13 protein-coding genes are annotated in these 13,559 nt (G+C 55.0%); 6 read left to right on the plus strand and 7 right to left on the minus strand.

The window, feature by feature from the left end; translation table 11 throughout:
* Positions 1-43 precede the first annotated feature (43 nt).
* The 3 genes from VMW85_07875 (at position 44) to VMW85_07885 (ending at position 3,125) form a co-directional block, all read left to right on the plus strand.
* Positions 44-2,242 carry a CDC48 family AAA ATPase gene (locus VMW85_07875; GenBank protein HUT27946.1) on the plus strand — a complete coding sequence of 733 codons (2,199 nt, stop codon included), beginning with the start codon at positions 44-46 and terminating at the stop codon, positions 2,240-2,242.
* Positions 2,243-2,250: 8 nt separating this feature from the next.
* The gene (locus VMW85_07880) at positions 2,251-2,805 is read left to right on the plus strand and encodes a hypothetical protein (GenBank protein HUT27947.1); all 555 of its coding nucleotides are present in this window, start codon (positions 2,251-2,253) and stop codon (positions 2,803-2,805) included.
* A 77-nt stretch (positions 2,806-2,882) separates the two neighbouring features.
* The gene (locus tag VMW85_07885; GenBank protein HUT27948.1) at positions 2,883-3,125 is read left to right on the plus strand and encodes a PRC-barrel domain-containing protein; all 243 of its coding nucleotides are present in this window, start codon (positions 2,883-2,885) and stop codon (positions 3,123-3,125) included.
* A gap of 89 nt (positions 3,126-3,214) precedes the next feature.
* Here the strand turns inward: VMW85_07885 and VMW85_07890 are convergent, their stop codons facing one another.
* Genes VMW85_07890 through VMW85_07910 form a run of 5 tightly spaced genes read right to left on the minus strand, consistent with a single transcriptional unit; the run spans position 3,215 to position 9,085 of the window.
* Positions 3,215-5,968, minus strand: a complete 2,754-nt coding sequence (locus VMW85_07890; GenBank protein HUT27949.1) for a tetratricopeptide repeat protein — start codon at positions 5,966-5,968, stop codon at positions 3,215-3,217.
* A complete protein-coding gene (locus VMW85_07895; GenBank protein ID HUT27950.1) occupies positions 5,965-6,744 on the minus strand; it encodes a hypothetical protein in 780 nt (259 codons plus the stop codon). Before VMW85_07895 ends, VMW85_07890 begins: the two co-directional genes overlap by 4 nt.
* 32 nt (positions 6,745-6,776) lie before the next feature.
* Positions 6,777-8,333 (minus strand): tRNA uridine(34) 5-carboxymethylaminomethyl modification radical SAM/GNAT enzyme Elp3, encoded by a 1,557-nt coding sequence (locus VMW85_07900; protein HUT27951.1) that lies wholly within the window; start codon positions 8,331-8,333, stop codon positions 6,777-6,779.
* Positions 8,334-8,372: 39 nt separating this feature from the next.
* On the minus strand, positions 8,373-8,633 hold the full coding sequence (locus VMW85_07905) for a hypothetical protein (protein HUT27952.1): 261 nt from the start codon (positions 8,631-8,633) through the stop codon (positions 8,373-8,375).
* A 2-nt stretch (positions 8,634-8,635) separates the two neighbouring features.
* Positions 8,636-9,085, minus strand: coding sequence for a helix-turn-helix domain-containing protein (locus VMW85_07910; GenBank protein ID HUT27953.1), 450 nt, complete (start codon positions 9,083-9,085; stop codon positions 8,636-8,638).
* Positions 9,086-9,319: 234 nt separating this feature from the next.
* Between VMW85_07910 and VMW85_07915 the strand changes: the two genes are divergently transcribed.
* The 3 genes from VMW85_07915 (at position 9,320) to VMW85_07925 (ending at position 12,107) form a co-directional block, all read left to right on the plus strand.
* Positions 9,320-10,423 (plus strand): ABC transporter substrate-binding protein, encoded by a 1,104-nt coding sequence (locus tag VMW85_07915; protein HUT27954.1) that lies wholly within the window; start codon positions 9,320-9,322, stop codon positions 10,421-10,423.
* A gap of 68 nt (positions 10,424-10,491) precedes the next feature.
* Entirely contained in the window at positions 10,492-11,352 is an 861-nt protein-coding gene (locus VMW85_07920) for an ABC transporter permease (GenBank protein HUT27955.1), read from the plus strand.
* A complete protein-coding gene (locus VMW85_07925; protein ID HUT27956.1) occupies positions 11,349-12,107 on the plus strand; it encodes an ABC transporter ATP-binding protein in 759 nt (252 codons plus the stop codon). Before VMW85_07920 ends, VMW85_07925 begins: the two co-directional genes overlap by 4 nt.
* Here VMW85_07925 and VMW85_07930 read toward each other — a convergent pair whose 3' ends face one another.
* Positions 12,108-12,629 (minus strand): helix-turn-helix domain-containing protein, encoded by a 522-nt coding sequence (locus VMW85_07930; protein HUT27957.1) that lies wholly within the window; start codon positions 12,627-12,629, stop codon positions 12,108-12,110. It abuts the gene before it with no gap.
* A 4-nt stretch (positions 12,630-12,633) separates the two neighbouring features.
* A complete protein-coding gene (locus VMW85_07935) occupies positions 12,634-13,521 on the minus strand; it encodes an FAD-dependent oxidoreductase (protein HUT27958.1) in 888 nt (295 codons plus the stop codon).
* Positions 13,522-13,559: the final 38 nt, after the last annotated feature.

Here is a 13,559-nt window from a genome sequence, read left to right on the forward strand (position 1 = left end):
TGCAAAGTTAATATCCAGAGAACTGATTTGGAGGACGATAATTATGGTCGAGTCGGTTATCCTCCGTGTGGCGAAGGCCCAACAACAATCAGATGCCGGGTTGGGACGGGCCCGCCTCGATATGAAGACCAGGAAGGAACTGGGAGTGGAGATCGGGGACGCCGTGGAGGTCACCGGGAAGAAATTGACCGTGGCCAAGGTCCTCCGGGCCGTTCAAGAGGACGAGGGGAAAGGCATCATACGCATCGACGGGATGACCAGGGCCAATGCCGGGGTCTCCATCGGTGAGAGGGTGACCGTCGGTAGGGCTGACTTTCCTCAGGCCGGTAAGGTGGTTCTTGCCCCCAAGATCCCCACCGGTAAGCGCATCACCTTCGGTGCGGGGATCGACGACCTCTTCCGAAAAGGGCTCACCGGAAGGCCGGTCATCAAAGGCGATGAGATAATCGTTCCCAACTTCGCGGTCGGTGGGAACTTCTATTCGTGGATGGTCATTTCCACCCAGCCAACCGGCGGGGTGGTGGTCGCTGATCACACCGAGGTAGTGGTCAAGGCCGAACCGACCGAGGTAACTGACGCTTTCTCCCCTTCGGTCACCTATGACGACATCGGAGGATTGGAACACGTTCTTCAACGCATACGGGAGATGATCGAGCTTCCGCTCAAGCATCCGGAACTGTTCGATCGCTTGGGCATAGACGCCCCCAAGGGAGTACTGCTCTATGGTCCATCAGGGACCGGGAAGACATTGCTGGCCAAAGCGGTGGCCAGTGAATCGGGGGCGGCGTTCTATTCCATCCAAGGACCGGAGATCATGTCCAAATATTACGGTCAGAGCGAGGAGAAATTGCGGGAGAAGTTCGATGAGGCCGCAAAGAACGCCCCCTCGATCATCTTCATCGACGAGATCGATTCCATCGCCCCTAAGCGTGAAGATGTCTCTGGGGAGGTCGAGCGCCGCGTGGTCGCTCAATTGCTCACCTTGATGGATGGTCTATCGGAAAGGGGGCAGGTCATCGTAATTGGCGCGACCAACCGGCAGGACTCCATGGACCCGGCGTTGCGCCGCCCGGGACGCTTTGACAGGGAGATCGAGGTCGGCGTCCCTTCCTTCCAGGGACGGAAGGAGATACTGCAGATCCATACCCGAGGTATGCCCTTAGGCGAGGATGTGAACCTGGATCATTATGCCAATTATACCCATGGCTTCACAGGCGCGGACCTGGCCGCCCTGGCCAGGGAGGCGGCCATGAAATGCCTGGCCCGCTTCATGCCCGCGTTGGACCTGGATAAATCCATTCCAGTGGACATCCTGATGCTCATGAAGGTGACCGCGTACGACTTCGATGATGCCTTAAAGGAGGTGGAGCCATCCGCCTTACGCGAAGTGCTGGTGGAGATGTCCAACGTAGGCTGGTCCGACGTGGGAGGCCTAGAGGAGGCGAAGCAGCAACTGAGGGAGATGGTGGAGATGCCCATCGAGAAGGCAGATGCATTCAAACGATTGGGGATCCGTCCTTCGAGGGGAGTTATGCTATATGGCCCACCGGGGACAGGGAAGACATTATTGGCCAAGGCCGTCGCCAACGAATCCAAGGCCAATTTTATCTCTATCAAGGGACCGGAGATCATGAGCAAGTGGCTGGGTGAGAGCGAGAAAGCGATCAGGGAAGCGTTCAAGAAAGCGCGGCAGGTGGCCCCGACCATCATCTTCCTGGACGAGATCGACGCCATCGCTCCCCGACGCGGCTGGAGCGAGGGTTCGAACGTAACCGAGAGGGTGGTCAATCAATTGCTGACGTCCATGGATGGATTGGCATCGAGGGAGGGAGTGACGGTCATCGCCGCGACGAACCGTCCTGATATAGTGGACAACGCTTTGCTACGACCCGGTCGATTCGATCGCCTCATCCTAGTGCCAGTGCCGGACGCCAACTCCAGGAAGGCCATATTAGGAGTGCATACCCGAAATATGCCCATCAAGGACCTGGACATGGAATCTCTGGTCGCCCGCACCGATGGGTTCGTCGGTGCGGACCTGGAGAACCTTTGCCGGGAGGCCGCCATGGCCGCCCTGCGACTGGATGAGAACACCCAGTTAGTGGAGATGCAGCATTTCGAGACTGCCTTGAAGAACGTCAAGCCTTCGGTGGACAAGGAATCGGCGCGGCAGTACGATCAGATGGGAAAGAACTTGCACAAGGCACGGGCCGGAATGAACGATCTAGGGATATTCAGGTAGGTGTGATCATGGTAAAAGTATTGAAACTGAAGAGAGAGACCAAGACGGTACCGGTAAAAGAGAACGCCTTGAAAAAGGAAAGTGATGTTCTCGACCCACGTGCGGAAAGCCTGCGCATACTCTCCCAATTCTACATCGGTGAGACAGACCTCAACATGAAATCGAGGCAGATCAGCATCGCCCATGGGAAGGAGGTCTCCGATCCGATAGCGGCACTTGAGCTTCTTAAGGACCGGGTGATCATAACCGAGGACGTAGATCTCAAACTGAAGATGTATCAGGCCATCGCAGATCTACTGAGCAGCCTAGGGATGGAGGAAGACCTGCATATGGTCCAGGGGATCGTTGCCCGGGTGAATCTGAAATCGTTCAAGGAATTGGGCTTCGAATGGGTGGAGGTGGAATGCGCGGAGGACGCCTGCCCGGCCTGTAAGAAGATGGCCGGCAAGAGAATGAACATCGATGAGGCCTTTGAATCGATGCCTCTTCCCTGCCAGGAATGCACCACGGAAAAGGGGGCTGTCCAGGGGTATTGCCGATGCCGTTACTTCGCTGTCTTTTAGGACGCCCAGCCGAATATCTATAAATACGCTAAATCTCATGCGATAGTAGAACAGGGCCATCTGTTTGGGGTGCGGAAATGAGGAAGTTCATAACCGAGTTGAAGGGGAAAACGGTCATGACCAACGACGGTCAGATTTTGGGCATGATAGACAACTTCGTGGTGGACACATTGACCGGCGAGATCAACCATGTACTGGTCGTCCCGGCCGAAGAGATAGATAGCCGTTTGTTCCGCACTGACAGCCATGGCCGCCTGGTGCTCCCGTTCAGCGAAATGAAGGATGTCCGTGACGTTGTGGTCATGAGCATCTCCCGCTAAACCCCAAGCTCCTTAATTTTTACTGTCACACGGCCTTTGCCATTGTAAGAGCTAAGGCTGTACCTTTCTCCACATGGCCGTGAGCGCCCTTACTTTTTTGATAATAGGCGTGCCCGATCACGTCCCGCTTGGGCCTCACGGAACCCTGGACTGAGGTCCAGAGCATCCTGGAACAGGGTTAAGGCCCAGCGATAGTCCTTCTCGCTCTCAGCAATGACGCCCAACATGAAGAGCACGTCCGCCCCCTCATCCATCTTAAGAGCCGAGGTCAGGCTCTCCTTGGCCCCCTTGGTGTTCCCTAGGGCCATCTGGGCGTTGCTCAGGTTAAGCAGATACTCTGGTCGCCGGTCCTCATCCGCCGCGGCCTTCAGGCATTCGATCGACTGATCGTACCGCCCGGAGGCGAAGAGGGTGCATCCGATGTTGTTCATGGCGTCGGAGTAATGGGGATCGACCTCCAGGGCCAATTTCATCATGTGGATCGCCTGGTCGTAATCGAACTCCCCCATGAAGCGCATGCATACCCCCATATTGTTCAACCCCTCGGGGAAGGCTGGGAACTCGGATAAGATGACCTTCAACAGTTTGGAGGCTTCGCGGTATCTTCCCAATCGTATCAACGCCAGTATCTTGGCGTGCTTCATCGGTAGCGCCTCGTTCCGCATTTCCATACGCACTAGTTCTGCATATTCCCCCCTTTCAAGGAGGTCCAAGGCAGATCGGCAACGGGCCTCGTGGCACCCTTCCGCCCCTTTCAACAGACGACCCCCTTCCCCCCCGAAGCGGTGAAAGAGAGCCTCCAGGTCTAGAATGGTTCGTGGATCGTTTGGAGAGTGCCGTAAGGCTTCCTTGAGGGCTTCGGCGGCTTCTTCGCCCCTTCCCATACTAAGCAGTGTTCGGGACTTCAACCGCAGCAGTTCCACGTCTGAAGATTCCTTGAGGCTGAGATCGATGACCTTAAGGACCTTTTCCCTTTGGCCACCTATGAGCAGTATGCTGGCTTCCTGCCAAGCTTTCTCCTGTCTTTCCGTTCCTATCGGGGGCAGGGAAATATCGAAAGCCCATGTCGGCTTGGGGTGCGGTACCTCAACTTCTTTCTCAGATTCGGTCGGCTGAACGGCCTCGATTGGTGCGGGCTCCCTCTCGGGCGCCTCCATCGGCGGTTCCACCAGCTGCAATGCCCCCGGTTCCGGAAAGGTCTCGATGGCCAAGGACTCCTTGTTCACCGTCACTGGTTTGAGCAGTTCCGGCAGCGATTCCAGCTGGCCAGGGGGTTCGAGCTCCTGCAGAGACCTCTCTTTGGAGACCTCGACCGGCAGGGGATGACCAGGGAATGGTATCATTTCGGTCTCTTCCTCAGGGGCGCACTCCTCGATCGTTGGCTCCTCGATTATCTCATCGGGCGCATCGACATCCTCGAGCACTTCCGTAGGTTGAAGGACCTCATGAACGACAGGAGCCTCTTCAACTGTCTCAGGCGTTTCCTCTGGGACGCACTCCTCGATTATCTCATCGGGCGCGGGAGGTATGGCGACCTCGGGTTCCTCGACAAGGATGACCTCATCGACGAACGTTTGCTCTGGCGCGCTCTCTTCCGCGGGGGGCTCCTCCAGTCCCATGAGCTTCGCCAATGAGTCCCTCTCATTGCGCACCTGTTCCAGGGACGGTTCCAGATAAAGCGCTCGGTCCATGGCCGTCAGGGCGTCCTCGTTCTGCTCCAGCTCCATCAGGCATCTCCCCAGATGAGCCCATATGTCCGCCCTTGAATCGACCAAGCGCAGCACGTCCTTCCAGGATTCGACGGCGGCCGAACGTTCGCCCCGCTCCTCCTGCATACGGGCGAGGTTGATAAGCGGATCGGCGAACTCCCGGTCGAGTACGCTGGATTTTTCAAATGAGGCGTGGGCCTCTTTGAGCCGTCCGAGCCCCTTTAACACCAATCCCCGGTTGTTCCATCCCTGCGGCTCCTGCGGGTGATGCTTTACCAGGTCGTTGAAGACCTTCAGCGCCCATTCCAGGCGTCCCATCTCAAAGAGCGTGGCCCCTTTGTTCAGCAGTGCCGGGGTGTGCGTGGGGTTTATGCGCAACACGTTGTCGTAAGCGGTCAGTTCCTTCTCCCTGTCCCCGATCTGATTCTGAATAAGAGCGATGAGGAACCAGGTGGTCGCATCGCCGGGACGTAGTTCGCTGGCTCGGTTGGCCGAGCTCAGTGCTTCGGTCGGATGTCCCGTCTCCAAAAGATATTCGGCCTTTTTTAGCCACAACGAATCGTTCATGGGCTTGATCTCCAGTGCCATGTCCAGCACCTGGATCGCCCTGGCCATTTCCCCTTTCTCGTGTCTCTCCTCTGCCTCTTCCAGCAAAGCCTCCAGCTTGCATACCGAGGGTAGACAGGGTTCTCCACGGTCCTCCAGTATCTTACGGTCCTCCTTCAACAGTAGAGGCTCGTCGAGCCCGTACTTCTCCAACAGGGCCAGGAACTTATCCATGTCGGCGTAGGATACCTTCTCCATCTCCAGGTAGTTCAGCGTGCCGGGGTCCAGGCCCTGCAGCGTCATGAAGACCGCGACACGACCGGAGGTCTTGGCCTCCTCGACCAAGGAGCGGACTATTAGCTCGGGATCGGCGTATTCGCCACGGGAAGTGAGTATCAGATAGCTTTCCTCACCCTGTCCGTGTATGATTATGGAGTTCTGCTCCTCCCTCACCTTCTGCACACGGACGCCAATACCGCTTATCAAGGACAGTATCAGTTCACGGTAATCGGAGGAGCTCAGGGAGCGTATAGCCTGTACCACTCTTTCCCTCTTGTTCTGGTCAAGTTTCTCGGCGAGATCGGTCATTCGCATCCCCTCCTGATCCTTACCGCGGCTCCATCGGGATCGAGGGTCTGTGATGTGAACTCCACCGCCTCCTCCTCCCTTCCCATGTCCCAAAGTACCTTGGCCAACTGCAATTTGGCATTATCGGACGATGGGGAAAGCACCTTCAATTCGTCCTCTGCGGCCTGGTGATCTCCCGCCCAGTGCCTTAGCATTGCTAGGTTGCCACGAGCGGTTCCCTCCAGCTCGGCGATCTGGCCTGCCCTTCGGTAAAGGTCGGCGGCCTTGCCCGCCCTTTCGCGGAAAGCCTCCTTCCGAGCGTTCTCTCCCAGAGGCAACCGGGAAATGTCCCTTGCGCTTATGGCTAGAAGGTTGCCCAGACGGATCAGGACCATCCCCCACCGTTCCCCTGGGTAATCCATCTTCTCCGGTATGGCCACTAGCTCACCCAGCATCGATCGGGGTGGGATCTGCTCGTCCCCCATGAGACAAAGGCCCGCCCCTAGACCGGACAGGTATTGGTCAAGCACGGTAGGTAGGTGTGAACGGTCCTCCACCTGCAGGGTCCTCTGTACCAACAGATAGGGATCGGACCCTTTGCCCAGCTGTACTTCCCCCTTAGAACTGGGACCGATCCTCAAACAGGCGCTTCGCGAGCCAAATGACCTATTATCGGAACGGGGGTCCACCGCCCATTCACGAAGGTAAAGCTCCCCTTGGACCTTCTCTAAACATGCAGCGCAAACCATGGCCCCTTCCAATGACGGGGCACCGCAGAAAGTGCAGACCATACGCATCCCAATGAGGATAATGGCTACCGGATGATTAATCATTTGTCGCTGCAAAGCCTTTTTCGCATGTAAGGCAGGTCCTTTTCGTATCCTAATGCGGCGTAATATCCTCGAACGCCCACTCCGCTAGTGACCTTGATAGCGGAATACCCGGCCCGCCTGGCGGCTTCCTCGGCCTCGCCCAGCAGGCGCCGGCCCAGTCCACGATGCTGCCATTCCCCCTCCCCTTCATGTAGTCGGGCCATGCGACCGAAGACCTTCAGTTCGCGCACCAGGGCCGTTTCTCCAGCTGGTAGGCGCAATCGAACGTAACCGGCCAGGGAATTATTGTCCTGAAGCACCAAGGAGATGAACTCCTCCTTCCCACCGGACGCCTCATAACGTATCGTCCTTGACCGAAGGTCCTCCCAGGTGTAATCAGTAATGCCTAAAAGTCCCACCTCGCGGCACCTGATGCAGCGGCAGCCAGTTCCTTGGGAACCCAGACGTTGCTGAACTAGTTCCCTCAAGTGCCCCTTGTCCACTCCAGCCTCGATCAGAGGTACGGGTATATCGCGTTGAATTCTCTGAATGCGAACGTATTCGGGCACCAGTCTTTTCATTTCGGCGATGACCTGCACCGCTTCCTCGGTGGAATAAGGGTGATACTCCCCCCTGAGCCACGATTCATACAGCTGTGTGCCTTTGACCACCAAGGTCGGATAGATCTTGATCATATCGGGCTGAAAACGTTCATCATTGAACATCTGGGCGAAGGAACGGATGTCCTTTTCAGGGTTCGATCCCGGTAGCCCGGGCATGATGTGGTAGCATACCTTCAATCCCAGGTCCTTGGCTATGCGGGTGGCCTCCACAACCTCCTTCACCCCATGCCCCCGATTCACCGCCGCCAGTATCTCATCGTCCAGGATCTGGACCCCAAGCTCCACCCGGGTGGTTCCCAACCTAAGGCATTCCTTCGTGACTTCCGCCGTCATGGCGTCCGGACGGGTCTCCACGGTCATTCCGATCACCCGGTGATCCGCCCCTTCATTAATAGCGTGCGCCTCGGCCAGGTCTTTCGATGCTGTTCCATTGAAAGCATCGAAGCACCGTTGCACGAAATGTTCTTGGTATTCCCCCAGGCGGGAGGTGAAGGTCCCGCCCATGATTATGAGGTCTATCTTATCGGTGTGATGGCCGATGGCCTGTAATTGTTCCAATCGGGACATGGCCTGCCTATATGGGTCAAAATCGTTGTCCGCGCCCCGCCGGGCCGCCGGCTCCTTGCCAGTATAGGACTGGGGGGAGTTGTTGTCCACTCCGCCTGGGCAGTAGGTGCACCGACCATGCGGACAAGGTGCCGGAGAGGTCATCACAGCGACGACCGCCACCCCACTTAATGTCCTGACCGGTTTCCTGCGGAGGATGTCCCTCATGGCCGGCAGGTCCTCAGGGGACACCAGAGCCAAGGTCTCGGAGTTACGTGGTACGCCAGGTAGACCGTACTTTCCGCTCAGCTTTACCTTGCGGCGCTGCAGTTCATCCTTATTGCTGATCTCACCGGAGATGAGCAGGCGAATGAGATGCTGATGGTATTCCAGGCGACGGTCCATTCGTATCCTCAATTTTGATCGATTATAAAACGGTGATCATCATCCGAAATAGACCCCGTTCTCCTTGGGGCGGTCATCCTTCTCATCCTTGAAGTCCAGTATATCAAAGAAGAGCACCGATCGAGAGGGGACCACCCTGATCGCATCCCCATCTAATCGCAACATCAGTGCCATGTCACTACCATACTGTAAATAGCCGACGAACTCCCCCTCCATCTCCAAAGTTCCTTCACCGCCCAGAGAAAGCGTCAGACGGTAGTGAGATCCTTTGGTCAATTTGGTCGGGTACTTTTCGTCCATTCCTATACCTCCCTGGCCAGCCTTTGAAGGTGTTCCACCGTCTTACGATAGGACTGCATTGCCAGTTCGACATTGGCCTCGGTGAAGCTCCATGCCTTGCCCAGATCACCATATCGAATACGGTAGCCCTTCTTCCTTTGACCACCGATCTCCACGGATACGTCCTCCAGGACATCAATTGCCTTCAATTTGTTGAGGTGCCGGTACACGGTTGGCTTGGTGGTGCCGAGGTATGCGGATAGTTCCTCCACGGCCCACACCCGGTTTATATTACCCAAGAAGCACTCGGTGAACAGTCTGTAAGGAATGCTCTCCTGTATGTTTTCAACGTCGGTCTTGGGGTCGTATCCCTTGGAAATGTACCCGATCTGTTTCAGGAACTGCAGGGACACGTCCCTGAGGTCTTCCACCGGGGTCAGCGGCGTGTTGCTCATGACGTTTAATTCGAACATAATATCGAATTTATCGTTACTATAAACTAGATATAAATAATTAATTAAGTAATTAGCATAATTATTATAGATTATGCAGATTTAATGACGTTTGGACACGTCCAATTATTATCTATTACCCGTTAATACATTTGTCTAAATCATAAGGAAAATTGTACAAAGAGGATAGATTTTACCTTAGTAGACAAAAATCCTTTATATGATGTCCAGATTTTGGTTAATACGGTGCTTCAAATGGATAAGAAGATTACCATAATTGCGATTGCTGTGGCGGCAATAGTGTTGGTAGGCATTATCGCCGTCGCATTCATGGGAGGAAATTCCGATGATGAGAAAGTTGTATATTGGGTTGAGGTCGCTCCCATCAACCAAAAAGCGCAGTTGGAGGCAGGGATCATTGATGGAGCCATCACATGGGAGCCCTACGCCTCTGATGCTTACTTGGACGGTACGGCCTCTATCTACAAATGGTCTGACCAGATTTGGTCCGATCATCCCTGCTGCGTCATGGTCGTAGATCAGGACTATCTGGCGGAAAATGAGAATATTGTGCTAAGAGTCCTAAAAGCTCACCAAGTGGCTACAGATTGGATATTGGACAGTTTACAAAATCCAGATGGTGAAAATTACACCAAGCTCCTAGATATTGGTGCTGAGTTCTCCCAGCGTAACACCAGTGTAGTTGCCAGCTCTTTGGACCATATGCAACTGACCTACGAAATTACTGATGAATTCGAAGGGTGGATGAAGACGATCACCGAGAAATACATCAACCTGACGCTGATAGCCAACGGAACCTTGGCCACTCGTGGATATGATGATGTTGATGATTTCATTGACAACTATGTGGACTCTTCACTTCAGGCACAAGCGGCCGATGTGGAACCCTCAACCACCATCTTGAACCCTGATGACCCGGTCAGACTGGGATATCTGCTAGGGGATCTACACCAGTTCGCTCGAGTGGTGGCTGCCAATGATACCCTATGGGGTGAGGATAAGGACCTGTTCGAAGTATACGGAGTAGCTACCGTTACATCCACAGGCGGGCCTTACGCCGCCGGTGGTCCGGAGATGGACGCGTTCGCATCTGGTCTTGTGGACATCGGTTATCTGGGTAGCCCCCCGGCCATCCTGAAACATCTGAACGGCGGGGTCAATACGCTGATAATTTCCCAGGTGAACACCGTTGGTTCAGCCATATTCGTGGATCCGTCCATCACTAGCCTGGACGACTTTAACGGTAAGACCATTGGTACCCCCGGACCGTCCTCCATTCAGCATCTGATGTTCTTGGACTATTTCACCAGCAATGGTTTTGTGGTCAAGGCCAAGTAGGTTCCAGGATGCCAAACCTTTTAATTTTTTACCTTTATATGTGGCCATTTCCATAAGGAGCGTTGACTATGGGAGAAGATGATAAGAAAATTAACAAGGTACGGAGCGTTCTGCGCCATATCTGGCCCATAAGCCACTTGCTCCATGAAGAAAAAGGCCCGGCGTTTCTTAAGACCCTGACCATCACCGTGATCTCCCTTGTCTCGTTCGTGCTGGTCTGGCAGGGCCTGTCCATGCTTTTAAACTCACCTTACTTGCCGGAACCTTCGATTGTTCTCCAAGCCTTTGTGGACGCCTTCAACATCACGGATATATCGGTCGGGCGTAATATGTGGGATAATATCTATTCCAGTCTTAACCGCGTGCTGTGGGGATTCGCCCTGGCCTTCGTCATAGCTGTACCTCTAGGATTGGTCATGGGATTCTCCAAGACCGCTGATGATTTCAGCAAACCTATAATCGAGGTGTTCCGACCGATCCCACCGCTGGCCTGGGCTCCGGTCCTCATCATTGCCATGGGAGTGTTCTTGGGGCCGGTAGTTGTGATTTTCATAGGCATATTCTTCCCTTTGCTCTCCAACATAGTATTCGGTGTGAGGAACATTGATCCGATCCTGATCGATGCGGCACGCACTCTCGGAGCCAAGAGGTCTCACTTGTTCATCAAGGTCATCCTGCCTTCCACCATACCATATATCATGACCGGCATCCGCATAGGACTGGGCATCGGGTGGATGTGTATCGTGGCTGCCGAGTTCATCGCCCCGATCGGGGGAGGAGTGGGGCAGTACATCTATTTCAAATCCAATATTGGCAGGTATGACCAAGTGTTCGCTGGTCTGATCGTCATCGCAATTCTTGGGTTGGTGACCACCGAGCTTAGTGGCTACATCGAGCGCCGGGTCTCGAAGAGGATGGGGATGTCGTGAAACTGATCATTGAGAACCTAAGAAAGACATTTCCCTTGGACGAGGGGGAACTTGTTGCTATAGAAAAATTCGATCTGGAAGTGACCAAAGGTGAGTTCGTCTGCATCCTAGGCCCTTCAGGCTGCGGCAAGACAACGATACTTAGAATATTGGCCGGCCTCGATACCCCGACATCTGGGAACATATTCCTGGACGGAAAACCTATCTCCGGTTCGGGTTCAGATCGTGGGATGGTGTTCCAGGAGTTTGCGCTATTTCCCTGGCGAAGCGTTCGTAAGAACATAGAGTTCGGAATGGAGCTTAAAAAGGTGCCCGACGAAGAACGGACCCGGATCTCCCAGAAATACATCGATCTGGTGGGTCTGGATGGTTTTGAGAACGCCCATCCTCATGAGCTCTCTGGAGGGATGAAGCAGAGAGTGGGCATAGCTCGTGCATTGGCCAATGAACCTGCGATCCTATTGATGGACGAACCATTTGGATCACTTGATGCACAGACCCGCAACCTCATGCAAAAGGAGCTGCTGCACATATGGGAAGAGACGAAGAAGACTGTGATATTCATCACACATTCAGTCGATGAGGCGGTGTTCCTTTCCGACCGCATCGTGGTCATGACCGCAAGGCCCAGTAGCATCGGGGAGATATACGAGATAAAATGGGAGAGGCCGCGCGACCGGGCCTCGCCTGAGTTCGCTCTCCTGAGGAAGAAGATACTGGACCAATTGGAGAGCATGGTCAGGATCGAGGAATGATCAAAGCACCTTCGAAGCGGCTATCTCGATGGCCCGCACCATGCTGTCCCTGGGTACGACCACTGACACGGGTATTCTGACGATCTGTTCCACTGTCGGAGCGACTATCGGGGCACAGACCAATGCCAGTGCTCCATCCCTCTCCGCCTTGACGGCGGCGATTATGGCATCCTCCATGGTCGAAGCAGGATATTCCTTCACCCGGACGTTCCTTCCGCCGACCCTCATCATCCTCTCCTCTATCTTGTTCAGGACCGGACGGCTAGCGATGACCGCTATAAACTCTCCACCCGGGTTAGCATCAAGCTTCCGCACACCCTTTATGACCGCACGTATCGTGCGCAGGTTCGGTTCGCGCTGCTCCTGCAATATCTTGTAGATGGTGCTCGGTGACAGTCCGGTCTTATCGCAGAACTCCGGGACCGATATCTTCAGTTCCTCATCCAGTATCTTTCGCAGCGCCTCGCGGAAGCCTTCCTCGCTGCGCAGGATGCCCGACATCAGTTCCTCGACCATGCTCATGTCATCACTCACTTTCCTTCTTTACGTAGGCGGCCGCGGCCAGACCTGCTACGCATCCCTCGCCCACTGCCTTCGCCAGCTGCCAGGGAAGTCCGGTCACGTCACCGCAAGCGAACACCCCCGGCGTCTCGGTGGCGCAGGAACGGTCCACGGTGATGTAACCCTTCTCGTCCGGGAAGATGTTCACCTCCATGGCCAGCTCGGTGACCCCTTTGGCCCCAAGCTCGATGAACACACCGTCCAACACCAGGTCCCGACCGTCGTCCAGTAGCATCCCCTTGACCACTTCGTTCCCGTGGATCCGGGACGGCCAGGCTTTCACCATCTCGATATCGGTGGCCTTGACCCTTTCCATTAGCTGAGGAGAGGCCTTGAACTCCTTGGCCACCCAGTAGACCTTGGCAGCATATTCCCGGAGCAAGAGGGCCGCGGAGGCGGCCATGCTGGCGTCGCCCACAACGGCCACGGTCCTCTTCTTGAAGAAGTTGCAGTCGCAGGAGGCGCAATAACTTACACCCAGGCCATGGAACTCCGTTTCCCCCTCCACCTTCAATTTCTTACGGGAGATGCCCGGTGCCAGCACCAGTGCCTTCGTGGTCATTTCCTTAAGGGAATCGGTCTTGATCTTGAACCCTTCCTCGATCATTTCTATTGTAAGGATATCTTCTGACAATAGATCGGCGCCGAACTCCCGGGCGGCTTCGAGACCGATCTGCAGCATTTCGCGGCCTTTGATAGGGCGAGCCCCGAAATAGTTCTCGACATCTGCCTTCTGAAGAGCGCTGTTCTCGATCTTCCCGAGAACACAGACCTTGACCTTCTTCCTTGAAGCGTGTATGGCCGCCTGCAATCCTGCCGGGCCGGTACCGATGATAATAACGTCGTAATCCATTCTAACCCCCCGTAAAATGAAAGTGTGAGGATAAACGG

The organism is Methanomassiliicoccales archaeon (assembly GCA_035527755.1).
Taxonomy (GTDB): Archaea; Thermoplasmatota; Thermoplasmata; order Methanomassiliicoccales; family UBA472; genus UBA472.

Coding starts and splice junctions, on each gene's coding strand:
- VMW85_07875 (HUT27946.1), top strand. CDS start 44: ATGGTCGAGTCGGTTATCCTCCGTGTGGCGAAGGCCCAACAACAATCA.
- VMW85_07880 (HUT27947.1), top strand. CDS start 2,251: ATGGTAAAAGTATTGAAACTGAAGAGAGAGACCAAGACGGTACCGGTA.
- VMW85_07885 (HUT27948.1), top strand. CDS start 2,883: ATGAGGAAGTTCATAACCGAGTTGAAGGGGAAAACGGTCATGACCAAC.
- VMW85_07890 (HUT27949.1), bottom strand. CDS start 5,968: ATGACCGATCTCGCCGAGAAACTTGACCAGAACAAGAGGGAAAGAGTG.
- VMW85_07895 (HUT27950.1), bottom strand. CDS start 6,744: ATGCGTATGGTCTGCACTTTCTGCGGTGCCCCGTCATTGGAAGGGGCC.
- VMW85_07900 (HUT27951.1), bottom strand. CDS start 8,333: ATGGACCGTCGCCTGGAATACCATCAGCATCTCATTCGCCTGCTCATC.
- VMW85_07905 (HUT27952.1), bottom strand. CDS start 8,633: ATGGACGAAAAGTACCCGACCAAATTGACCAAAGGATCTCACTACCGT.
- VMW85_07910 (HUT27953.1), bottom strand. CDS start 9,085: ATGTTCGAATTAAACGTCATGAGCAACACGCCGCTGACCCCGGTGGAA.
- VMW85_07915 (HUT27954.1), top strand. CDS start 9,320: ATGGATAAGAAGATTACCATAATTGCGATTGCTGTGGCGGCAATAGTG.
- VMW85_07920 (HUT27955.1), top strand. CDS start 10,492: ATGGGAGAAGATGATAAGAAAATTAACAAGGTACGGAGCGTTCTGCGC.
- VMW85_07930 (HUT27957.1), bottom strand. CDS start 12,629: ATGAGCATGGTCGAGGAACTGATGTCGGGCATCCTGCGCAGCGAGGAA.
- VMW85_07935 (HUT27958.1), bottom strand. CDS start 13,521: ATGGATTACGACGTTATTATCATCGGTACCGGCCCGGCAGGATTGCAG.